The 21,785-nt window shown below is 67.3% G+C and carries 17 protein-coding genes and 2 pseudogenes; 12 read left to right on the top strand and 7 right to left on the bottom strand.

The window, feature by feature from the left end; all coding sequences use genetic code 11:
• A pseudogene (locus tag LO763_RS30285) lies at positions 1-156 on the bottom strand (IS701 family transposase); the annotation flags it as partial.
• A gap of 236 nt (positions 157-392) precedes the next feature.
• On the opposite strand from LO763_RS30285, the gene LO763_RS18665 reads away from it, so the two are divergent.
• Entirely contained in the window at positions 393-1,424 is a 1,032-nt protein-coding gene (locus LO763_RS18665) for a hypothetical protein (RefSeq protein ID WP_230787117.1), read from the top strand.
• Positions 1,425-1,540: 116 nt separating this feature from the next.
• Here the strand turns inward: LO763_RS18665 and LO763_RS18660 are convergent, their stop codons facing one another.
• The 5 genes from LO763_RS18660 to LO763_RS18645 all read right to left on the bottom strand — a co-directional run bounded on the left by LO763_RS18660 (position 1,541) and on the right by LO763_RS18645 (position 3,492).
• The gene (locus LO763_RS18660; RefSeq protein ID WP_230787115.1) at positions 1,541-1,891 is read right to left on the bottom strand and encodes a histone-like nucleoid-structuring protein Lsr2; all 351 of its coding nucleotides are present in this window, start codon (positions 1,889-1,891) and stop codon (positions 1,541-1,543) included.
• Between the two features lie 247 nt (positions 1,892-2,138).
• Positions 2,139-2,291, bottom strand: a complete 153-nt coding sequence (locus tag LO763_RS18655; RefSeq protein WP_230787113.1) for a hypothetical protein — start codon at positions 2,289-2,291, stop codon at positions 2,139-2,141.
• A gap of 89 nt (positions 2,292-2,380) precedes the next feature.
• The gene (locus LO763_RS18650) at positions 2,381-2,617 is read right to left on the bottom strand and encodes a hypothetical protein (RefSeq protein WP_230787111.1); all 237 of its coding nucleotides are present in this window, start codon (positions 2,615-2,617) and stop codon (positions 2,381-2,383) included.
• The gene (locus LO763_RS29990; protein WP_369432030.1) at positions 2,607-2,918 is read right to left on the bottom strand and encodes an SHOCT domain-containing protein; all 312 of its coding nucleotides are present in this window, start codon (positions 2,916-2,918) and stop codon (positions 2,607-2,609) included. Before LO763_RS29990 ends, LO763_RS18650 begins: the two co-directional genes overlap by 11 nt.
• A 178-nt stretch (positions 2,919-3,096) precedes the next feature.
• The gene (locus LO763_RS18645; protein ID WP_230787109.1) at positions 3,097-3,492 is read right to left on the bottom strand and encodes a hypothetical protein; all 396 of its coding nucleotides are present in this window, start codon (positions 3,490-3,492) and stop codon (positions 3,097-3,099) included.
• A gap of 148 nt (positions 3,493-3,640) precedes the next feature.
• Between LO763_RS18645 and LO763_RS18640 the strand changes: the two are divergent.
• Positions 3,641-3,982 (top strand): annotated as a pseudogene (locus LO763_RS18640) (helix-turn-helix domain-containing protein); the annotation flags it as partial.
• A 201-nt stretch (positions 3,983-4,183) separates the two neighbouring features.
• Here the strand turns inward: LO763_RS18640 and LO763_RS18635 are convergent.
• Entirely contained in the window at positions 4,184-8,206 is a 4,023-nt protein-coding gene (locus LO763_RS18635; RefSeq protein WP_230787107.1) for a helix-turn-helix domain-containing protein, read from the bottom strand.
• A gap of 91 nt (positions 8,207-8,297) precedes the next feature.
• Here LO763_RS18635 and LO763_RS18630 point away from each other — a divergent pair, with 91 nt between their 5' ends.
• The 10 genes from LO763_RS18630 to LO763_RS18585 all read left to right on the top strand — a co-directional run bounded on the left by LO763_RS18630 (position 8,298) and on the right by LO763_RS18585 (position 21,759).
• Positions 8,298-8,492: a hypothetical protein gene (locus LO763_RS18630; protein WP_230787105.1), complete on the top strand. Its 195-nt coding sequence runs from the start codon at positions 8,298-8,300 to the stop codon at positions 8,490-8,492.
• A 560-nt stretch (positions 8,493-9,052) separates the two neighbouring features.
• A complete protein-coding gene (locus LO763_RS18625; RefSeq protein WP_230787103.1) occupies positions 9,053-10,063 on the top strand; it encodes a glycoside hydrolase family 11 protein in 1,011 nt (336 codons plus the stop codon).
• Positions 10,064-10,106: 43 nt separating this feature from the next.
• Positions 10,107-10,757, top strand: a complete 651-nt coding sequence (locus LO763_RS18620; RefSeq protein ID WP_230787102.1) for an LppX_LprAFG lipoprotein — start codon at positions 10,107-10,109, stop codon at positions 10,755-10,757.
• The gene (locus LO763_RS18615; RefSeq protein ID WP_230787095.1) at positions 10,744-12,225 is read left to right on the top strand and encodes an MFS transporter; all 1,482 of its coding nucleotides are present in this window, start codon (positions 10,744-10,746) and stop codon (positions 12,223-12,225) included. Before LO763_RS18620 ends, LO763_RS18615 begins: the two co-directional genes overlap by 14 nt.
• 62 nt (positions 12,226-12,287) lie before the next feature.
• Complete coding sequence (locus LO763_RS18610) at positions 12,288-12,578, top strand: GNAT family N-acetyltransferase (RefSeq protein WP_230787093.1); 291 nt, start codon at positions 12,288-12,290, stop codon at positions 12,576-12,578.
• Between the two features lie 315 nt (positions 12,579-12,893).
• Positions 12,894-13,457 carry a hypothetical protein gene (locus LO763_RS18605; protein WP_230787091.1) on the top strand — a complete coding sequence of 188 codons (564 nt, stop codon included), beginning with the start codon at positions 12,894-12,896 and terminating at the stop codon, positions 13,455-13,457.
• Between the two features lie 225 nt (positions 13,458-13,682).
• Complete coding sequence (locus tag LO763_RS18600) at positions 13,683-15,791, top strand: HelD family protein (protein ID WP_230787090.1); 2,109 nt, start codon at positions 13,683-13,685, stop codon at positions 15,789-15,791.
• A 342-nt stretch (positions 15,792-16,133) separates the two neighbouring features.
• Entirely contained in the window at positions 16,134-17,894 is a 1,761-nt protein-coding gene (locus tag LO763_RS18595) for an ABC transporter family substrate-binding protein (protein WP_230787076.1), read from the top strand.
• A gap of 230 nt (positions 17,895-18,124) precedes the next feature.
• Positions 18,125-19,816 (top strand): ABC transporter family substrate-binding protein, encoded by a 1,692-nt coding sequence (locus LO763_RS18590; RefSeq protein ID WP_230787074.1) that lies wholly within the window; start codon positions 18,125-18,127, stop codon positions 19,814-19,816.
• A 242-nt stretch (positions 19,817-20,058) separates the two neighbouring features.
• Positions 20,059-21,759, top strand: a complete 1,701-nt coding sequence (locus LO763_RS18585; RefSeq protein ID WP_230787072.1) for an ABC transporter substrate-binding protein — start codon at positions 20,059-20,061, stop codon at positions 21,757-21,759.
• Positions 21,760-21,785: the final 26 nt, after the last annotated feature.

Genomic DNA, 21,785 nt, shown 5'->3' with positions numbered 1-21,785 from the left:
GTGTGTCCTCGTCCAGGCACGCAGCCGGCAGCGGTTGCAGTCCAAGGTCCAAGAGCGTGGAACATAGAGTTCCTGGCTCGCTGCGACGTCGCTCCGCAGGCGTGGGTTGACCGCTTGGGAGAATTCAATCCTCCCGGCGGTACCGGTGCACGCGCGAGTTCAGTGGCCGAGCGTTGATTATCAGCCTCCAGCCCAGCAACGGACTCCTCCCGCACGCGAGCGGCGCGGGCACGAAGGGCCAGGGGCAAGTCGAGCCGTGCAAATGCGAGAACGCCACTGGATCAGGCCCCGGAGGCGTAGATTTGTCCTAGGCCCAGATTTTTCTCTCAGTGGAACGCAATCTGGTGCGACCTGCGGCGAGATTCCGCCGCAGGGCTCGTCAGGAGCACATCATGCCCTCGCAACCGGTCTATGCACCGCGTCTCGCCGGCGCGGCGATAGCAGCCCTCACGGTCGCTGCCGCGGCTTTCGGCTGCAGCGCTGACACCAGCGACCCCGCAGGGAACAGCTCGTCCGAGTCGGCGACCGCGGGAGCGGCCCCGGGCTCGCGCCCTGAAGACCCGTACCCGCCCGGTACTGAGGTCGAGGTGGCCGACTGGAGCGTGCGCCTGAGCAATCTCAGGTTCGACGTGACCGACGAGGTCCTCGAATCCGACCCGTACGGCTACGGCATCGGACCCTCCCCGGGCAACTCGTTCGCGACGTTCGCCATCGAGGCCACATACAATGGCGCCGGCTCGAGCGCGCTCTGGTACGAGTTCACCTTCGGCGCCTGGGCCGACGGTGCGTTCTACCTGCCCTGCCCGGCCACCACCGTTGACGACATCTACGAGACCCCTGAAGTATCGAGCGGCAAGGCCGTCTCAGGCACCATTTGCATCGAGATCCCGACCGGCGTCGGCGACGTCGTCCCCTACCTCGAGCAACTCGACAGCAATCAGGCTCGCACGTTCATTGCGATTGACCCCGACGCGCCCGAGGAAGTCCCGACCGACGGCACCAGCTCGACAGCGCCCCTCCCGGCTGGCTCGACAGCCGAGATCGGCAACTGGCAGATCACGCCCTCGAACCTCCGGCTCGATGCGATATCAGCTGGAGATCCGGACATCTGGGGAGAGCTGCCCGCCGATCGCCAGATCGTCACCTACGACGTCACCGGCACCTACACCGGTACCGGGATCGTCTCGATGGTCTTCGAGATCGAAGTGGGTATCTGGGCCGATGGGGCGTTCTACCCCGAGGACTGCGAAGCGACCTTGCCCGGGTACTGGGCTGATGCCCCTGACGTGGAGAACGGCGGCACCGCTACCGGTACTGCCTGCGCAGAGATCCCAGCCGATATCACCGATACCGCGGGTCTGCTGTTCTACGTCAGCGTTGCCGAGGACCTCACCGGCCCGGTCTACTACATCCAAACCGGCTGACCGAGACCTCTCCAGACCTAGACCGAGCTACCGAGCCTTCCAATGACGGCGACGGCGATGGCACGGACTGAAGCTCCTCGCCCGGCATGGCCGGGCGAGGTGGAGGCGGGATGCAGTTATTTGTGGGCGGCCTGGTACTCCTCGACGATCGCGGCGGGGATGCGGCCGCGCGGCGAGACGTGCTTGCCGTTGGCTTCGGCCCATTCTCGGATCGCCTTGTTCTGCTCGCGGTCCACTGTCGCGCGGGGTGCGGTAGCGCGGATGGGTCCGCGGCCGGTGCCGAGGCTGTAGCGACCCAGCCGGGTTCCGGCCTCCTGGAACTTCACCAGCGCATCACGCAGTTCCTTGGCATGCGCGGCAGAGAGGTCGATCTCGTAGGCGTTCCCGTCGATCGCGAACTTGACCGTCTCGTCGGCATTGCCCCCGTCGATGTCATCGACCAGCAGGACCCGGGTTTTCTTGGCCATTACGAACTCCTTGGCATCGGGGACAATATATGCGTGCATGCTAGCGCACCACAATTCCGTCGAGGATATTCCCTCGGTCTCCTGAATCATGCGTCCTATTCCGAAGGCTGCGGCGTCACACATTTCCAACGGCAGTGCTGCCACTCTTCGCATTCAGGATGCTCCCGAGACGAGGCCTCAAAGTGCAGTGCTGACTGGTTGCGCATGAGAACTCCCGAGCTGCGACCGGTCTGGTATGGCTTCGAGTTCAGTCGGCGTGAGGTGTCACGGTGGCGTCCATGGTGACCTCGTACACCTCAATTTTGAGCATCTGGCGGATCCGGGGGGCACGTTGCGCGGCCCGGAATGTGTCGGTGAGAACGATGAGGGCGTATCGAGTCTGGGCAGAGTGTGTGGTCATGCGGTGCAGGAGTTAGCCGTAGCCGGTGTCGATGTCCAAGCCCGCGTTTGCCATGTGGCCCTCGGCTGCCCCGATGACCCCTATCCTCCTCAGACGGCTTCGATGTCAATCCGATGGTCGGCCGGTGCCATGATTGTCTGCCCGCGATGGACAAGCCACTGCTTGAACGTCGCGATCACCTGCGTTTCACTGCGAACCGCGACGGGCGGCAGCTCGGCGACCGGGTCGAGAAGGCGACGGATGGCAGCGAAGTCGTCCTCCTGTTCCGGCGAAGCCGCTCTCAGGCATCGACGGCGAGGTCCGGGAAGGCGTCGCTCATGCTCCAAGGAGTCGTTGCTTGTGCCGATCGAAGTCGTCTCGAGTGATGAGCCCGCGGTCCAATAGGTCCGCAAGTTTGGAAAGCTCGTCTATGTTCGAGGACTCGGTGTTGCCGTTCGGAGTCGAGCTTGAATCGGAGCCTAGCCCTGAGCGGGCCACTGCTCGACGCAGCTCAACTTGTTCTTTGCGGCCGAATGTGGCCCGAAATTGCACGACTTCCCAGCCTTGCGCCGTGTATTGACGGATGGCCTGTTCGCGCTTGCGGTAATCAAGCCCACCGGTCCACTTCGTAGTAGGTTTGGGGACCATGACGGTTTTGTGTTCATATGTCGGAGAATTCATGTTAACTCACCTCGGGACGCATGAGGCTTTCGTCGCTAATTCAAATGATAGATAGATTTCTCCGGAGTGCGAGGTTTTCTAGTGAATGCGGGGCCGATCGGAATAGCGCTAAGGGTTGTCCCGTAAGCGGTGGGTGGGGCCTTGGTCAGTGCGCTTCTGGGGGGCTTCCGGTGGCGCCAGCATCGCGCAGCGACTTCCCCAGCGGTCCGGTGAGGATGCGGGGATACCGGCGCCACCACCACCAGTCGGGCTCGCGGAGCTTATGGAACTGGGAGAGCGCTGCGCCGTCGTCGGCGATGGTCGCGGCCGTGAAGCGGTTGTCCAGGGCCATCAGCCGTGGTGTCCAATCCTGGACGACGAAGTCGTGGAGCAGCCCGGATGCCTCCCGGAGCCAGTTCCGGCTGTAGAGGTCGTTGGTGTACTCGTGGATGGTGTGGCGGTAGCCCTGTTCGACCTCGCCCACCAGCCGCTCCCACTTGTCGACCATCTCAGCGACGGTGAACGCCTTCCGCCAGCCGCGCTGATGCAGTTGCTCGCCCACCTCAACCTCGCTATACGTACTCATCGCGACAGGTTCTCACAGACATCCTGCAGATCGAACGGGTATCTCGCCTGGTGAGCGTGCGACCGCTCGCTCATCTCGAACCTCCCGAATCGGATGCCGTTGGAACGCAATAGATCATGATGTTGTGTCAGGAGTGATCGCGGCGAGGGACGAATCGATGGTGCTTCTGTTCAGCGGGCTGAGTCCTGGCCGGTTCGCCAAGCTGGTCCGCCAGCTTCGCCGCGATGGCGCCGATCCTGCGCTCCGGGGCCGACCTTGGAAACTCACCTTCGAGGATCGAGTGCTGCTGGTCGCGGCTTACTGGCGTACCAACCTCACGATGCGCCAGATCGCGGCGTTGTTCGGCACGTCGAAGTCGGCTGCCGACCGGATCATCGATGACCTTGCGCCGAAACTCGCGCTCCGACCCCGGCAGCGGTATGCGCCGGAGACGGTGTTGATCGTCGACGGCACTCTGGTTCCGACCAACCTTCGCGAAGATGAAGGTCTGGAAAGTGCTGCGCGACTGCCGACTGCGCGGTCATGGATCCGCCGATGCGATGGCCGGCATCGCACGGCTCCACAACCTCATCCTCGAAGACTGACAGCCGCGAGCACTGCAACGGAACAGGCAGACAGTCAATTTACGGGACAACGCCTAGTCACAACCAGGTGAAGAAATTAGGTCTTACCAGTTGCGGCCATCGGGACGCCGGTCTAGATCGGTCTCAGTGACCCAAACGATTGAGCGTTCGGCGGCGTCTTTGAGCGACGTATAGAAGCGTTCCTCGGGCGAGCCGGGTTCAAGTGAGGCAATGATTGCACTGGCGCGGTCTCGGATTTCGATGTCCTCGGAGTCCGGCTTTCCAGTGGTTCGGATTCGAGCCTCACCGTGGAGGGAGGACTGTAGGCTTCCTGCCGCTGTCCGGAATAGCTCGTCGGACAATCGTGCCGCCGTACGCAGTGACTCGACCACGAAGGGAACGGCCGACCAGACCAGGTCCTTATCAGCAGCTCGAAGAAGAATGCAAGCCGCTCGTTGTTCAGCATCATTCCCGTTGTGCAACCAGCGAATAAGGAGGTCTTGCACGTCGTGGTCGAAGGGACCGGCAGCGAGCTTAAAAATGTCCGGGCCGTAGAAGGAGCGATGTGCTGCTGATCGCGTGTTATATTCGGCCTCTGCCACCCATCCATGGATCTCAGTCAGCAACTCTATCCGTGAAGAATGGGTCTCCCGGTCCATCGGAACGCTCCAATGGAAGGGGATGGGAGTGTACGCTGACCGGTCCTGAACGCCTTCCCAGTGTTCAACTCGACGAATCAGCAATCGCAATACATCTGCGCTGTCGTGGACTCCGATTTCTCTCAGCAACTGTTGAATGGTGAAGTCTTCGAAGTGGGGAACTTCAACCAGCTGAGAGAGGACTCGCTGAGACTGGTTTGGCGTAAGCTCTGACCAGTTCAGCCAGCCGAACAACGTCACTGCTCGAGCCAACTCTTTTGCAACAACGATCGATCCGTGCAGCGGGATCGTAGAAACAAGTTTGATGGCCTCCGAGCGGTCGCTGGATGCCAAGTTCCGGGCAGCTCGCGCAACAAGCTGTCGTACGACCGGATCTGAATGGTCGGCCAGCCCGTGGCAGAGTTCAGCCAATACCGCTGGAGGAATCAAGGGGCCAACCTTGGAATCGGCGAGCGTAGCGGCCACTGCTCGTGCCATGCCTGCCTGACGAGACGCAATCAGGTCCCTTGCTTGAATGCGACCTTCTTCGGGGTGCTTTCGTAGCAAGACGGCAAGGCAGGACGGTAGCATGATTTCTATTGCTCGTGATGAGGCTGACGTTCCTCGTGCGCACACGTACTCGGCAAATGATGTATTGCTCTCAGTCAATTTACTGATAAATGGCGAAGCGTGCTCCGCCCCCTGATCGAATACAGCACAACCTACCTCTAGCAAGGCCTCAATTTCGTGATAGAGGTCTTCCGTACGCCATTGAGTCACCTCGGCAGCAACGCGAGTGAGTTCGCCGTCCCAGTGTGCTTGTGCTTCCTCCTGGGCAGCGCCGTCCCGATCGTCTTCTACCAGGGACCACCAACTGCTGTGGAGTACGCGGGCAAGGTCGTATACCTCGGTTTGAGGAAGGGCCTCAAGGACTTCGTGTACCAGCGCTTTTGCCGTCACAGAGCCGAAACTGCGGAGGAAGTACAGAGCATGTTGGATCCCGAGGGCGGTGAGCGGGTCGGGGGAGGTCTGACCGACCTGGTCGCGAAGTTCCTCCAGCATCTCGAGGGTGTACTGCTCGCTGATCGCTCGGGATCGCCGAAGCGCTTCCTCGAGTGTGCCGGCGGCAGGGACCGAACGATATGGGTCACCCGATCCCAGCTCGGAGAAAACCAGGTCTAGGGCCTTCCGTCGAAGCTGTTGCACCTGTGTGTGGGGAACGGGGTGCTGCGAGATGACCAGGCGCCATCCGTCCTGGGTTACCTGTTCTGCCTTGGCGTCGAAGATCGGATCAAGCAACTCCAACGGCATCCGGCGATGTACCGAGCTCGACCTGTCTGCAGCAATCCAGCGCTGTACCGCGCTGATCACCGCGTCCTGATGCGCCAGCGGTTTGTCGAGCTTGTAGGAGGCAAGGTTGGTGAGTGCCCGCAAGGGGTGTTCGGGGGCCGAGTTGAGAGGTCGCTTGTCGTCCCGGCCTAGTTCCCACAGTAGGTCGCACACATCATCGATATTCGCGTTGCCGTAGGTCACAGCTTCTAGGACGGGCGCCAGTTCCAGTCGAGGAGCACCGCTCGGCTGGCTCGTATGGAGCCAGTACAGCAGGCGGAACACGCGTTCAGGTTGGAAGGGCGCGATTCGGCGAAGCATCGGGAGAAGCTCAGCCTGAACCGAGGCTTCGGCCGACTTGAAAGTCGATTCGAGCGACTCCCAAAGACCATCAATCAACGAAGGTGCCCTGGGTTCGTCAATCTTCCACTGCCACTCGACTCGGCTGGCGTTTGCGAGCGCGTTGAGGAGTGGTTCCCCGTGGCCGACGGCCGTGTATGCCTCCTCCAGGAAGCCGGTGGAAGCGACTGCTGAGTGCAGGATTGCTGCGTCAGACAGGATGATGTCGCCAAGGAGATCGGGGACGATCCGGAGTGCTGTCCCTCGGCGAAGCAGAACACCATCGTCTTCCAGGGCTTTCAGGTGTGGTGTCAGGGTGTGGAACCTCTGCCGTGTCAACGCGGCGATCGCCTGCTGGAACGTTGGTACGTTCTCGCGAAACGGTTGCAGCAGCGAAATTGCGCGAAGCACCTCGATGACGGTGGGATCTTCGTTCACACGACCCGCGGTTGCTGACCGCAAAAACGCGTCAACAACGAGCCGACGGATCTCGTTGTCGGACCCCAAGCTGTGAGTGCTTAGGCGCCCTTCTCTGATCTGAACCGCACCGGCAACCAGCAGGAGTGGGCAGTCTCGAACAGCCTGAGCCAGACGTGCTGCAATCGGCTGATGCCCGCCGCCAAGTGCCTCCGTCGCGAGGGCAGTGGCCTCGGTTTGCGACAGTTCTGACAGTTCCCATGTGGGTACGGTCGCGTCGTCGACCCCGAGCTTGCGGAGCACGGTCCGAATCTCTGGCAACGCGTAGCGTCGTGTCGCGAGGACTACCTTGGCGTCGGGGTGCTCACCTAGTACTCCGGTCAGAAGCGGACGGAGGCCGGCGCCGTGCTCGTGCGCGTCCTCAACGATCAGAACCAGGCGTCCCGATGCCGGGAGTAGGGCAAAGTCTTCAGGACGTACCGGTTCGCGTGGCGCGACCCGGATGGTGAACGTCGGATCGTTGCTGAGGTTCTCGCTGAGGGCCTTCAACAGTCGACTCTTGCCGACTCCGGCCGCTCCGACGATCATGCCAAGTTGGCCCAGCTCGCCGTCATTGACCATGAACTCCGTGATCTCCCGCAGTTCGCTCGACCGCCCGACGAGGGTCCACCGGTGGGAGAATCGGTCGCCTTGTGTGAAGCGGTCGAAGGCGTCTGCAGGCTGCTCCCAAGGGCTTGGTTTGCTGATGCCCAGGAACGGTTCTCGAAGCCCAGGGAAGTAGCGGTCGACGATTCGGAGAGCGGCTTCCTTCGGGAGGCCGTGCACCTTCCGGGCCAGTACATCCCCGTCCCAGATCTGCCAATCAGGGAACGAAGCGGCCCGCTGCTGAACCCGGACGGTTGCGGATGAGGAAAGGAACAGGAGACACCGGTCGATCCCGGCCCCGTCGCGATCGAGTTCTGATAGCGCCTTATCGAAGCTCGCCGGGTGGAACTTGCGCATGTGCTTGCACTGCACCCCGATGCGTTCGCCCGAATCGGTGACTACGCGGACGTCGATGCCATGTTGTGTCTCGCCGCGACCCCCGAACCGGTTGACCGCCGCGCGCGGATAGAGCTCAGCGATCAAGTCGGCGGAGAACGACTCGAACTGATACTCGTCCAGGTTCTCGAACGGCAACCGGGTCACCCGGGGGAGTCCAAGCTCAGACTCGGGAGTGCGGGCCGCGACGGACTCGAGCCCGAGCAGCACGGCGACGCGCTCCAACATCTCGCCGTCCGGGGTACGCCCTCGCTCCCAGCCACTGACAGCCTGCTGTCCGACACCTGCACGCCGGGCGAGCTCTCCCTGTGACCAGCCCAAAGTCGTGCGCGCGGCCCTGACGCGCGCCCCGAAGTCCTCCATGGGTATAATATTACGCACCCCCGGCGTGAAAGTTCAATCGCCGGGCTTCTGGCCCGTCGCTACGGGCAAGCCTAAAGGAGAGACCGAGCTCATGAACCGCCAATCCCTCCCCATGTGGGTCGCGCTGAGCGCGATCATCGCCCTGCTGGTGGGCACCGCTGCGGGCTTCCTCACCCACGTGGATGACGCCTCTCCTGCGCAAGCCCTGCTGACCGCCGGGGCCTGGGCGGGCGGCTGCTTCCTGGGGGCGGTGGCCCTCATCACGCTTCTCCTCCCCAAGGGCTGAGGGATGCTTAACAAGTGACACGCGACAGGGGGTGACGGGCTTCCCTCTCGGGTCTGGATGGGCGTCAGTGTTCAGTCTTGGTTGCGGGGGCATGCCGGGAACTGGTCAGAAACCTCAAGTCTGCCGACGATCTTTGGTCGCGCTGGTTTGGTGGTATTCCGCCCGGGGGCACTCTGCCTCGGCCCGCCGGAGAGCGGAGCTCCTTCACCATCACGAGGGGGCGCCGTGCGCCTCGGGGCCATGACCGCCGCGCCTCGCGCGGCGGTCTTTCATTGGCTGATACTTTCCGAAAGTTTCGATATTTCAGAGGGTCCCCGTTTGCCAAATATCGGCGATCGGCGGTGGCGCGATTTGCGAAAGGTCGGATACGCACGCCTGTGATCAGCGTATTTGCCCCAATTGTCGCTCGCGGGAAAACCGATAAAGTTCCGATAGTTTTCCGAAAGTTATTGACACCCCTTCCTTTGCGGTCCACGATGGTGTCATCGCAAGAGATAGACGTCTCTCGATGCGGTCCGTCGCTTCGCGGACCGGTCCTCACCCCCTCAGAAGGAGGAAGGATGTCCAAGGACAATTCGTCCGGTCCGTTCAGCCGCCGGAGCATGCTGCTCGGCGGCGGCGCCGCCCTGGTGTTCACCGGCGCCGGACTGCTGGCGCCCGGCACCGCCAACGCGCAGCAGACCATCACCACGAACCAGGAGGGCACCCACAACGGGTACTACTACTCGTTCTGGACCGACACCCAGGGCGCGGCCTCGATGACCCTGGGCTCGGGCGGCAACTACAGCTCCCAGTGGAACAACGTCAACAACTGGGTCGGCGGCAAGGGCTGGGCCAACGGCGGGCGCCGCACCGTGGACTACAACGGCTGGGTCAACCACGGCAGCAACGGCTACCTCGCCCTCTACGGCTGGACCGCGAACCCGCTGGTGGAGTACTACATCGTCGAATCCCACGGCCCGTACAACCCCAGCAGTGGCGCTACGAACCGCGGCACGGCCAACATCAACGGCGGCACTTACAACCTCCTGCACTCCATGCGCTACGACAAGCCGTCGGTGGAGGGCACCAGGACGTTCGCGCAGTACTGGAGCGTCCGCCAGGGCGCCCGCAGTTCCGGCACCATCGACACCGGCGCCCACTTCGACGCGTGGGCCCGGGCCGGCATGAACCTCGGCAGCTTCAACTACTACATGGTCATGGCCACCGAGGGCTACCAGTCCAGCGGCAGCTCCAACATCACCGTCGGCAGCACCGGCGGCGGTGACGACGGCGGAGGCGACGACGGCGGTGGCGACGACGGTGGCGGCGGCGCCTGCACGGCGGCCCTGTCGGCCGGCCAGCGCTGGGGCGACCGGTACAACCTCAACGTGAACGTCTCGGGCTCCAGCGACTGGAGGGTCGTCCTGAACCTCCAGGGCGGCTCGCGCGTCAGCAGCTACTGGAACTGCAACGCCAACTGGCCGACCGCGACGCAGATGGTCTGCACGCCGAACGGCAGCGGCAACAACTTCGGCATCACCGTCATGGCCAACGGCAACTGGAACTGGCCGACGGTCTCCTGCGGCTGACCCCGGCAGACCCCCCTTCGCGGCCCCGGCATAGGATCGCCTCATGCGATCGCTGCCCCTGGTGCTCAGTGCACTCGTCCTCGTCGCCGCCGGAGCCTGCTCCGGCGAGGAGACCCCGCCCGCCGAGGACGTCATCCCCGAGGCCGCCGAGGCCATGGCCGAACTCGAGTCCCTCCGCTTCGACCTCGCCGTCGAAGGCGACGTGGAGGGCCTGTCGGTCAAGACCGCCGAGGGGGTCGTCACCGCCGACTCCGCCGCCGAGGGCACCGGCACCATCACCGCCCTCGGCATGGACCTCGAGGTCGAGTACGTGATCCTCGGCCCGGACGCCTACGTCAAGGGCCCCACCGGCGGCCACCAGCGCATCCCCGTCGGCGACGAGATGCTCCCGTACGACCCGACGATCCTGCTCGCCCCCGACCGCGGCATCCCGGCGCTGCTCGAAGCGGTCGACTCGGCCGAGCCCCAGGACACCGACGTGGTCAGCGGCTTCGACACCTACCGGTACGCGGTCGTGTTCGAACCCAGCGTGTTCGCCGACTTCATCCCCGCCGAGGGGAACTGGAACGAGGCGACCGTCTGGTTCGACCAGGAGACCGCCCGCGTCGTCAAGGCCGAGTTCACCCAAGGCGACGCGGTCATCACGATGCTCCTGTCCGACTTCGACGACCAGGTGACGATTGAAGCCCCCTGAGCCGGCCCCCCGGCGCCGGCTCGCGATCGGCGCCGCGGGCGCCGCCGTCCTCCTCGGCGCGATCGACGCCTACGTCCTCGTCTCGGTCCTGGTCGACATGGTCCAGGAGTTCGAGATCCCCGTGAACCACCTGGAGCGGGCGACGCCCCTCGTCACCGGCTACCTCCTCGGCTACACCGCCGGGATGCCGCTCCTGGGGCGCCTCTCGGACCGCTTCGGCCGCAAGCCCGTCATCCAGCTCTGCCTGGCCGCCTTCGCGGTCGGCTCGATCATCAGCGCCGTCGCGACCGACCTGGCCCCGCTCGTCGTCGGGCGCGCCCTCCAGGGCCTCGCGGGCGGCGCCCTGCTGCCGGTGACCATGGCCCTGGCCGCCGACCTGTTCGCCGCCGAGCGCCGCCCGGTCGTCCTCGGCTGGGTCGGCGCCGCCCAGGAGCTCGGCGCGGTCCTCGGCCCCCTGTTCGGCGCGGGCGTCGCGGCCCTCATCGGCTGGCGCGGCATCTTCTGGATCAACCTCCCGCTGGCGCTGCTCGCGGCCCTGGCCGTCCACTACGCGCTGCCGCCGAGCACCGCGAGGCGCGACGCCGGACGCGTCGACGTCGTCGGCGGCCTGCTCCTCGCGGCCGCCCTGGGGCTGTTCACCATCGGCCTCTACAACCCCGACCCCGAACGCGCGGTCCTGCCCTCCTGGGGCCCTGCCGCGATCGCCGCCGGTCTCGCCGCGCTCGTCGCGTTCGCCCTCCAGCAGCGCCGCTCCCCGGTCCGCCTGCTCGACCCCGCCGGGGTCCGCTGGCGGCCCTTCGCGGCCGGGCTCGCCGCGAGCCTCGCCGCGGGCGCGGTCCTCATGGTCACCCTCGTCGACGTGCAGCTGCTCGCCCAGACCCTCCTCGGCCGCGACTCGGCCGGCGGCGCGCTCCTGCTCCTGTGGTTCCTGGCCGGGCTTCCCGTCGGCGCCCTCGCGGGCGGCGCCCTCGCCTCCCGCTACGGCGAGCGCCTCCCGGCCCTGGCCGGCTTCGCCGCCGCGGCCGCCGCCTACGTCTGGATCGCCCGGTCCCTGCCCGAGGTCGCCCCCGGCGGCCTCGCGCTCGCCGGGGCCGCGCTCGGCGCCACGATCGCGCCCCTGTCCTCGGCGGCCCTGCGCACCACTCCCGAAGGCAGCCACGGCACCGCGTCGGCGGCGGTCGTCGTCGCCCGCATGATGGGGATGCTCGTCGGCGTCGCCGCCCTCACCTCCTGGAGCCTCCACCGCTTCCAGGAGTCCACCGCCCACCTCGACACGCCGCTGCCCTTCGGCGTCTCGGAGTCCCAGTACGCCGAGCGGCTCGCGGTCTACCAGGAGGCCCTGAGCGCCGCCCTCGCCGCCCAGTACGCAGACGTGTTCAACGCCGCCGCGCTCATCTGCGTCGGCGCCGCGGCCGTCTCGGCCGCGCTGCCGGGGCGCGTCCGGGCGCGCGCGCCCCGCGCCGCCTGAACGTGTGCGAGAGCGCACTCCGAACCTCGCTGGCGGCGCCCCGGACTGGATATGGTTGCGCCATGGCGGATCTTTCTGTGGTCGAGAATGTCGACGAGCACCGGTACGAGCTGCGGGACCAGTCCGGGACCGTGCTCGGCTACCTGGAGTACCTGAGCCGCGAGGACTTCGCGGTCCTGCCCCACACCGAGGTCGACCGGTCCCTGCGCGGCAAGGGCTGGGGCGACCGGCTCGTGCGCCACGCCCTCGACGACCTGCGCGCCAAGGGCGTCAAGGCCTACCCGACCTGCCCGTTCGTCGACCGCTGGATCCAGCGCCACGAGGAGTACGAGGACCTCCGCTACCAGCCGTAGCCCGAGCCCCGGGCCGGGGTGGTTCCTGAGCGGCGATCGCGCGAACAGGCCCCGTCCCGATCCTGGGGCATCCGGACGCTGCGACCCTCTGAAGGACAGCGGGACTCCGACTCGGCGGGTGGTGTCCGGCGCCGCTCGCGCGGTCCGCCCGGAGCCGGTGGACGGAGCCCCGGGCCCGTCTGCCGCGGATTGTTCACCTCCGCTCCAACTCCGGGTTCACTTGTCGTTCACCTATGGATGAAGCATCTTCAATATGCGTCTCCCGGCTGCCCGCACTCGGTCTCCCCACCGCCCCTTCGCGAACGGGGGCCGCTGATGCTGTCCGCGCTCATCCTCCTGCGCCACGTGTCCGAAACCGTTCACGTCCCCGAGACCTCCACGGACGCAAGGCCGTCCGACTCGCCTGTCCGGCCGTCCGGCGCGCGCCTCACGGACGCCCAGTCCCGCCGCGCCTGGGCCCTCGCCGACTTCCTCCAGCTCTACAACCCGACCGAGCTCCTCGCCGGCCCCGGCGCCTGCTGCGCCGAGACCCTCGCGCCGCTCGCGGGCCGCCTCGATCTGCGCGTCACCGTCGCCGACGACCTCGGCGCCGCCGCCCCGAAGCTCCCCGGCCCCGCCCACGCGGCCGTCTGGACCGCCGCCCGCGCCCTGCGCGCCCTGCCCGACCCGCGCCGCACCACCGTCGTCTGCGCCGAGAGCGCCGTGCTCGCCGCCCTCCTGGTCGCCGTCGCCGCCTGCGACGGCCACGACCTCTCCCGCTACGAGCACCCGATCCCGCTCGGCCCCGACGACCCCGCGGCGCTGCGCCCCGGCGCCGGCTGGGTCCTCCACCGCGACGACGGCCTCCTCATCGACGTCAAGCCCCTGGCCGTGCGATAGTCCGCCGCATCGAGATCTCGGCGGGGCGTGACGTCAAGCCCCCGGCCGTGCGGTGACCCGCCGCATCCGCGAGGCCGCAGAGCAGGAAGCGGCGCCTGATCCACCGCTCCGGCCACACCCCCGCGACGGCGGCGCCCCCGCGGTAATTCGGTTGCCTCCGCGGGCCCGCTCCGCGTACGCTCGACGGCTCGCCCGCTTCCTGCACCGATCCACCGGGAGAGCACTGTGCCCGCCGACAGCACCGCCGAAGCCGAACTCCAAGCCGAGAAGGACCACCACGAGCGGGCCCGCCGCCACATGGCCGCCATGCGCGAGACCACGCTCGCCATCCACCGCACCTACGCCGGGGAGCTCGACGAGTCGGGCAGGAACCTCGGCATCGGCGACGTCGGCATCGACCAGCACTTCGGCTGGGTCATGGCCAACTACACCGTGCCGCGCCTGGCCGACCTCACCGACCGCGACATCGCCCTGTTCTTCGGCCGCATCTGGATGGACGACGGCGAGGACTTCCACATCGGCCGCCGCCACATCCGCGACGAGCGGGGCGATCCCCTCGTCCTCGACTGGCGCGCACCGCTCTCCGAGCAGTACTACCGGGCCTCCCCGCACGACCGGCGCGACGTCGCCAGGCGCCGCCGCTTCGGCTTCCAGGGCGCCCGCATCACCGGCTTCGAGGACGAGGACCTCCTCGCCGGCGAGGACTTCGGCTCCGACATCCTCACCGCCGAGATCGAGCGCCCCCGCACCGGGCCCATGCGCGACATCGCCGCCACCATCCAGCCCGAGCAGGACGAGCTCATCCGCCGCGGTGCCGCCGCCAACCTCTGCGTGCAGGGCGCCCCCGGCACCGGCAAGACCGCCGTCGGCCTCCACCGGGCCGCCTGGCTCCTCTACAACTACACCGAGAAGCTCGACAAGTCCGGCGTCCTCGTCGTCGGCCCCAACGAGGGCTTCCTCAACTACATCGCCAACGTCCTCCCCACCCTCGGCGAGACCTCCGTCTGGCAGGTCACCGTCCACCAGCTCACCGGCGCCCACACCGCCACCGCCGCCGACTCCCACGAGGCCGCCCTGCTCAAGCACGACGCCCGCATCGCCGACGTCTGCGAGCGGGCCGTCTGGGGCCACGTCGGCACGGCTGCCGCGGCGGGCGTCACCGCCGAGGAAGGGCTGCTCATCGCCGACGGCGGCTGGCGCTGGCGGCTCGGCCTCGCCTACCTCGACGACGCGGTCGCCAACGCCCGCAAGCACACCCGCACCTACACGGCCGGTCGCAAAGCGGTCGAGGACGCCATCGTCCAAGGCGTCCGCCGCCAGGCCGAGATCCGCTCGGGGCACTCCCCGGACAACAAGTGGGCCACCGCGATCAAGCGCACCCCGGCCGTCCGTGGCTTCCTCGACCGCGTGTGGCCCAAGCTCAACGCCAAGACCGTCATGAAGAAGCTCTACAGCGACGCGGCCTTCCGCGCCGACGCCACCAGGGGCATCCTGTCGGAGGACGAGGCCGCGCTGCTGACCGGGAAGCCCGCGAAGCCCACCGCCGCCGACCTGCTCATCACCGACGAGGTCGAGTCCCACCTGAAACTGCGCGACCCCTCGGCCTCCTTCGGCCACATCGTCATCGACGAGGCCCAGGACCTCTCCCCGATGCAGTGCCGCGCCATCGCCCGCCGCTCCGGCAAGGGCTCGGTGACCGTCCTCGGCGACCTCGCCCAGGGCACCACCCCGTGGGCCGCCGCCTCCTGGACCGACCAGATGCGCCACCTCGGGAAGGACACCTCGACCGGGAGGACCCCCCTCGAAGGCGGCACCGCTCTTGAAAACGGTTCTGTCGAGTACACCGAGCTGACCACCGGCTTCCGCGTCCCGGCGGTCATCATCGGGCTCGCCAACCGGCTCCTGCCCCATCTCGGCGTCGACGTCGCCCCCGCCCGCTCCCTCCGCTCCGACGGCTCCCTCGACCGGGTCGAGGCCGCCGACCTCGCCGCGGGCACCGCCGCGGCGGTCGACCGGGCCCTCGCCGAGGAGGGCCTGGTGGGCGTCATCGCCGCCGACGGCCGCGCCGACGCGCTGCGCGAGCGCTTCGAGGGGACCGACCGCGTCGAGGTGGTCGCCGCGAGCCTCGCCAAGGGCCTCGAGTTCGACCACGTGGTGGTCGTCGAGCCCGCCGAGATCGTCGAGGCCCCTGCCACCGCGGCCGACGGCACGTCCGGCGGCGGCGCCGCGGTCGACCGGGTCGGCCTGCGCCACCTGTACGTCGCCCTCACCCGCGCCGTCTCGGGCCTCACCCTCGTCCACGCCCGCCCGCTCCCGCACGAGCTGGGGGAGTGAACCGGCGGCGGGGACCGGGCCTCTAGGGCGCCTTTCCTCCGTTTTCATATCGATTCGATCACGAATTTCGAACACCGAGGTGAACGTCGAGAATGTCGGCGAACGCCCGGAATCGCATACTTCCCTTACGGAACATCCGCAATCCACCCGCTACCAGCGGGAACATCCGCCCCATATGCCACATCCGTGCCCTGTGGACGGTCAATGAGGACAGTTCGGGCGTGTTGGCATCACATGCTCATATTCGCTCAGAGCCATGCGAATCATTTCGCGCAGCGCTCCGCGAACCCTTCGCGCCGAGCCTCGCGAAACGTTTGCACCGCGCGAATCATGAGGAGAACGATGTTGCAAGGCAGACGACCGGCGGCCGCCGCGATCGGCGTGGGCGCGGCCCTGGTCATGGTCGCCGGCGGGACCACCGCCTGCGGGACGGGCGACGAGCCGGGCAGCCCCGGCTTCCAGGAGTGCACGACCGACCCGGTCGCCTGCAACTCCGGCGAACGTGCCGACGGCGGCGAGATCACCTGGGGCATGGACGGCTCCTGGACCGGCTGGAACCCGAACACCAGCGCCGAGTACACCACGTACACGCTCCAGGTCACCGCCCCCTACTGGCCCGCGGTCGGCCAGTTCGACCAGAACGGCGAGTTCATGCTCAACCGCGGCGTCTTCGCCGAGGAGCCCCGGCTCGTCAACGAGAGCCCCATGCAGGTCGAGTACACCCTCGAACCCGGCGCCAACTGGGGCGACGGCACCGCGATCGACGTCGACGACTTCGTCTACAACTGGTACGCCCGCTCCGGCAGCGAGGCGCTCTGCCAGGGCTGCACCCCCGCGGCCGCCACCGCCGCCCAGGTCGCCTCCATCGAGGAGGGCTCCGGCGCCGACAAGATCGTCGTCACCTACGAGGACGGCTACTCCTCCTCCGAATGGAAGTACGAGCCGGTCCTGTCCAACCCGGCGCACATCGCCGAAGCGGCCGGCTTCGACTGGAGGAACGACCCCGCGGCCATGGCCGCGGCCGAGACCCACTTCTCCAAGACCGTCCCCACCTGGTCCACCGGCCCGTTCAAGGTCACCGCCGCCGACACCGGCGACTACGTCGTCTACGAGCCCAACGGCGACTGGAGCGGCACCACCGAGGTCACCCTCGACAAGGTCACCATCCGGTCCTTCGACTCGGTCGACTCGATCATCACCGAACTGCGGCAGGGCACCGTCGACGGCGCCAGCCCCAGCGCCGTCAGCGCGGAGAACGTCGCCCAGCTCGCCGGCGAGCGGTCGATCGCCTTCCACATCGCGCCCGGACCCGGCTGGGGCCACATCGACCTCAACACCAAGAACGAGTTCCTCGCCGACAAGTCCCTGCGGACCGCCGTGTTCCAGGCCATCGACGTCGAGGAGCTCATCGCGCGCACCTACGCCAACGTCCAGTCCGACGCCGCGCGCAAGCTCAACCACCTCTTCCGCAACGACGACGCCGACTTCGAGGACCACCTGACCACGACCGGCCAGGGCGCCGGCGACACCGAGCTGGCCCGCAGCACGCTCGAGGCGGCCGGCTACGAGTGGGACGGCGACGGGACCCTCCGCAGCCCCGAAGGCGAGAAGGTCGCGCTCGACTACCGGTACGCCGACGGCAGCAACGACCGGCAGACCATGGCCGACCTCATCGCGTTCAACCTCGACGGCCTCGGCATCGAGGTCGAGCTCAAGCCGTTCCCCGTCACCGACCTGGGGCCCACGCTCGCCGGGTCCGACTTCGACATCATCAACTACGGCTGGACCTCCCAGCCGGTGTTCGTCTCCAGCGCGACCCAGTGGTGGGACTCGGGCTCGTCCACGAACTTCGGCCAGAACGAGGACCCCGAGCTCGACGCCCTGCTCGCCGAGCTCGGCTCCGAGAGCGACCCCGAGAAGGCCGCCGAGATCGCCAACGAGGCCGTCGCCCGCGTCGTCGACGACGCCTACGTGCTGCCCACCGTGGACACCCCGGTGGCCGTCATGATCGGCGAGGACCTCGTCAACGTCCGCGACAACTGGGCCTCCCAGCAGCGCGCCCTCTACAACATCGCCGAATGGGGCCTCCGGGCCGAGAGCTGACCAGAGAGGCCCGTGGCCACGGCCGAACGGGGCCTCCGGGCCGAGGGCCGGCCGGAGACCGCGGCGCCGGGCCCCGGCGGAAAGGCGGCCCGCGCAGCGGGACGGACCCGGTCCGTCCCGCTGTTTGTCCGAATCTGCCTTGAATCGACCGTTCCAGGTGTAACGATGTTCCAGTCGCGGGTCCGCCGCAACGCGGTCCGACGGGATGCCTACACGGGGGGAGTGGTCATATGCGACCTGGACAAGCGAGGGCGTGCGCCCTCGCCGGGACTGCCGCGCTGGCCGCGGCGGCGCTCGGCGCCTGCGGCGGAGGCGGCGACTCGGGCGGCGGCGACGGCGACGTCACCTGGGCGATCAGCTCGGGCTGGGAGTCGTGGAACGAGAACACCGCCGACGGCAACAACTCGTACCTGCACCAGGTGCTCACGCCCGGCGCCACCACCCTCGGGGACTTCGACCCGGACGGCAAGTGGGTCTACAACGACGCCCTCCTCGCCAAGGCCCCCGAGCTCACCGGCGAGTCGCCGATGACCGTCGAGTACACGCTCAACGACAACGCCCAGTGGTCCGACGGCGAGGCCTTCGGCGTCGACGACTTCACCTACGTCTGGTACCAGATGTCGGGCGACGCCGAGCGGTGCGACCAGGACGCCTGCACCCCCGCCTCCACCGACTGGGGCGCCAACGTCGCCTCCATCGAGGCCACCGCCGACGACGTCGTCACCATGACCTACGTGGACGGCTACCTCGACCCCGAGTGGGAGTTCTTCTCCTCGCCGATGTACCCGGCCCACATCGCCGCCGACAACGGCTTCGCCGACTGGAAGACCGACCCGGCCGTCATGGGCGAGAGCGCCACCTGGTTCGCCCAGAACGCGCCCACCTGGTCCACCGGGCCGTACACGCCCGTCGACGCCGTGCTCGGCGACTACGTCGTCTACGAGCCCAACGAGAACTACCAGGGCTCGACCGAGCCCGGCCTCGAGAAGCTCACCCTCAAGGTCGTCGAGGGCACCGAGGCGATCGTCACCGAGCTGCGCCAGGGCTCCATCGACGGCGCCTGGCCCTCCGAGTTCAGCCAGGAGGAGCTCGACAAGGTCGAGGGCGACGACGCCATCACGACCGAGGTGTACGAGGGCTCGATCTGGCTCCACATCGACACCAACACCAACAACGAGTTCCTCGCCGACCAGGTCCTGCGCCAGGCCGTGTTCACCGCGATCGACAACGCGGACGTCATCGCCAAGGCCTACCCGGACACCGAGGTCGAGGCGCGCCGCAACCACTTCTTCAACACCGGGTCCGAGTTCTTCACGGACACCCTCGGCCAGACCGACCCGGAGCAGGGCACCGGCGACGCCGACGCGGCCAACGCGCTCCTGGAGGGCGCCGGGTACACGACCGGCGACACGCTCACCACGCCCGACGGGGAGCCGGTGACGCTGACCCTCCGCTACGGCGAGGGCGACGCGACCCGCACCCTGGCCGGCGAGCTCGTCCAGTCCTACCTGGCCGAGATCGGCATCGACGTGAAGCTCACGGCGATCCCCGACGGCGAGCTGGGCACCGTGCTCGCCGAGGCCGACTTCGACCTGGTCATCTTCGGCTGGTCGGGCACGCCCGCGTTCACCACCGCGCCGCAGCAGTACTTCGGCTCGGAGTCGTCCTCGAACTTCGGCAGCTACACGCTCGACGGGCTCGACGAGGCCATCGCGAAGGTCCGCTCGACCACGGACATCGCCGAGTCGGCGCAGTTCGCCAACGACGTCGACGCCATGGTCATGCCCGCGGCGTTCACCCTGCCGCTGTTCGACGAGCCGCAGTCGACGATCTACAACGGCAACCTGCTCGCCGGGATCACGGTCAACGGCAACAGCCAGGCCGGCCCGCTGTGGAACGTGCGGGAGTGGAAACCCGCGTAGCATCGGGAGCCAACCGGGGGCGGCCGACGGGCCGCCCCCGCTGTTGCGTATCGGTCGGGTAACAATGATTCGCCAGTTTCGTACCGAGCCGTTCCGCAACCCACTGCGACGTGGAAACGTTTGACCCAGCACTGCCGAGGCGGCTTCCCAGCCCCTCTGCGACCCCGGTGCGGCGACGAGCCCCCCGCGGCCAGCAAACGGGCGGCCCGCCCTCGGCCGGACCCTATGGAGGAGACACAGCAATGGCTCTGACTCGTAGAGCACTCGGCGGCCTGACCATCGGCGGGTCGTCCGCCCTCATGCTGGCCGCCTGCGGCGGCGACGAAGAAGGCGGCGGCGAGGCCAGCGGCGAACTCGTGTGGGCGGTCTCCTACCCCTGGGAGTCCTGGAACGAGAACACCAGCACCGGCAACAACTCCGCCGGGCACATCGCCATGACGCCGATGATCCCGCTCGGCCAGGTCGGCTACGACTTCGACCCCGAGGGCAACGTCGTCTACGACGACGCGATCTTCGAGGGCGAGCCGCAGCTCATCGGCGAGGCGCCGATGCAGATCCAGCTGACGCTCAAAGAGGGCGCCCAGTGGTCCGACGGCAAGCCCGTCCGCGTCGAGGACTTCGTCTTCCACTGGTACAGCGTCTCGGGCCGGGACGACCACGCCAACCAGGAGCTGGCCATGCCGGCGGGCACCGCCTGGGGCGAGACGATCGAGAAGATCGAGGCGGGCGAGGGCAACACGGTCGTCATCACGTTCATCGAGGGCCGGACCAGCCCCGAGTGGCCCTTCACCGGCGGCGTCTACCTGCCCAGCCACTACGCCGAGGAGAACGGCTACGAGAACTGGGCGTCCGACCCCGAGGTCATGGGCCAGGCCATCAAGTGGTTCAACGAGAACCTGTGGACGGTCGTCACCGGCCCGTACAAGCCGGTCGACAACAAGCTCGGCGAGTACATCGTCTACGAGCCCAACGAGAAGTACCAGGGCTCCAAGAAGGCCAAGTTCACCAAGCTCACGATGAAGCCCGTCACCGGCATCGAGGCCGAGGTCACCGAGCTGCGCCAGGGCACCATCGCCGGGTGCTGGCCGAACGACTTCAGCCTCGAGGTCCTCCAGGAGCTCGACGAGAACCCCGAGGCGTGGAAGTACGAGACCTACGCCGGGGCGACCTGGTCGCACCTCGACTTCAACGTCGGCAACGCGTTCCTCAAGGACGCGGCCCTGCGCCAGGCGGTCTTCACGACCATCAACGTCGAGGAGATCAAGGAGCGGGCCTTCCCCGGCACCGAGGTGCCGTGGCTGGGCAACCACTTCTTCACCGAGGACAGCTCCTACTACCAGGACTACCTGACCCCGGCCAACTACGGCAAGGGCGACATCGACGCCGCGAAGGCCATCCTCACCGAGGCGGGCTACACCTGGAACGGCGAGGGCAAGCTGGAGAAGGACGGCGAGCTGGTCGTCTTCAACTTCCGGTTCGCCACCTCCAACGAGATCCGCAAGCTCACCGGCGAGGTCATCCAGGCCCAGCTGGTGGAGCTCGGCATCGACCTGGAGCTCAAGGGCTTCGGCGACGAGGACTTCGCGGGGACGCTCGACAGCGGCGACTTCGACATGATCGTCTTCTCCTGGGTCGGCAGCCCGGAGTTCACCTCGTCCCCGAGCCAGTTCTTCTTCAAGGACTCCTCGTCGAACTACGGCGGCTTCGAGGACGACGTCATCGAGGGGCTGCTCCCGCAGATCACCTCCACGTTCGACCTGGACGAGGCGGCCGACTACGCCAACCAGATCTCCGAGCAGGCCGTCGCCCAGGCGTACACCCTCCCGCTGTACTCCAGCCCGCTGTCCATCATCTGGAACGCGGAACTGGTGACGGGCCCGGCCGTGAACCCCAACAGCCAGGCCGCCTCGCTGTGGAACATCCGCGAGTGGGACAAGCCGTAGGCGGCGCCCCTCCGAGCGGGCGGGAA

The sequence above is a fragment of the Glycomyces amatae genome (assembly GCF_020991375.1).
Lineage (GTDB): Bacteria > Actinomycetota > Actinomycetes > Mycobacteriales > Micromonosporaceae > Glycomyces > Glycomyces amatae.
Note: the sequence above shows the minus strand (reverse complement) of the source record. Positions and strands in the feature narration are given on the sequence as shown.

Excerpts from the sequence above, each read along its gene's own strand:
- LO763_RS18665 (WP_230787117.1), top strand. The coding sequence starts at position 393 with ATGCCCTCGCAACCGGTCTATGCACCGCGTCTCGCCGGCGCGGCGATA.
- LO763_RS18660 (WP_230787115.1), bottom strand. The coding sequence starts at position 1,891 with ATGGCCAAGAAAACCCGGGTCCTGCTGGTCGATGACATCGACGGGGGC.
- LO763_RS18655 (WP_230787113.1), bottom strand. The coding sequence starts at position 2,291 with ATGACCACACACTCTGCCCAGACTCGATACGCCCTCATCGTTCTCACC.
- LO763_RS29990 (WP_369432030.1), bottom strand. The coding sequence starts at position 2,918 with ATGGTCCCCAAACCTACTACGAAGTGGACCGGTGGGCTTGATTACCGC.
- LO763_RS18635 (WP_230787107.1), bottom strand. The coding sequence starts at position 8,206 with ATGGAGGACTTCGGGGCGCGCGTCAGGGCCGCGCGCACGACTTTGGGC.
- LO763_RS18630 (WP_230787105.1), top strand. The coding sequence starts at position 8,298 with ATGAACCGCCAATCCCTCCCCATGTGGGTCGCGCTGAGCGCGATCATC.
- LO763_RS18625 (WP_230787103.1), top strand. The coding sequence starts at position 9,053 with ATGTCCAAGGACAATTCGTCCGGTCCGTTCAGCCGCCGGAGCATGCTG.
- LO763_RS18620 (WP_230787102.1), top strand. The coding sequence starts at position 10,107 with ATGCGATCGCTGCCCCTGGTGCTCAGTGCACTCGTCCTCGTCGCCGCC.
- LO763_RS18610 (WP_230787093.1), top strand. The coding sequence starts at position 12,288 with ATGGCGGATCTTTCTGTGGTCGAGAATGTCGACGAGCACCGGTACGAG.
- LO763_RS18605 (WP_230787091.1), top strand. The coding sequence starts at position 12,894 with ATGCTGTCCGCGCTCATCCTCCTGCGCCACGTGTCCGAAACCGTTCAC.
- LO763_RS18595 (WP_230787076.1), top strand. The coding sequence starts at position 16,134 with ATGTTGCAAGGCAGACGACCGGCGGCCGCCGCGATCGGCGTGGGCGCG.
- LO763_RS18590 (WP_230787074.1), top strand. The coding sequence starts at position 18,125 with ATGCGACCTGGACAAGCGAGGGCGTGCGCCCTCGCCGGGACTGCCGCG.
- LO763_RS18585 (WP_230787072.1), top strand. The coding sequence starts at position 20,059 with ATGGCTCTGACTCGTAGAGCACTCGGCGGCCTGACCATCGGCGGGTCG.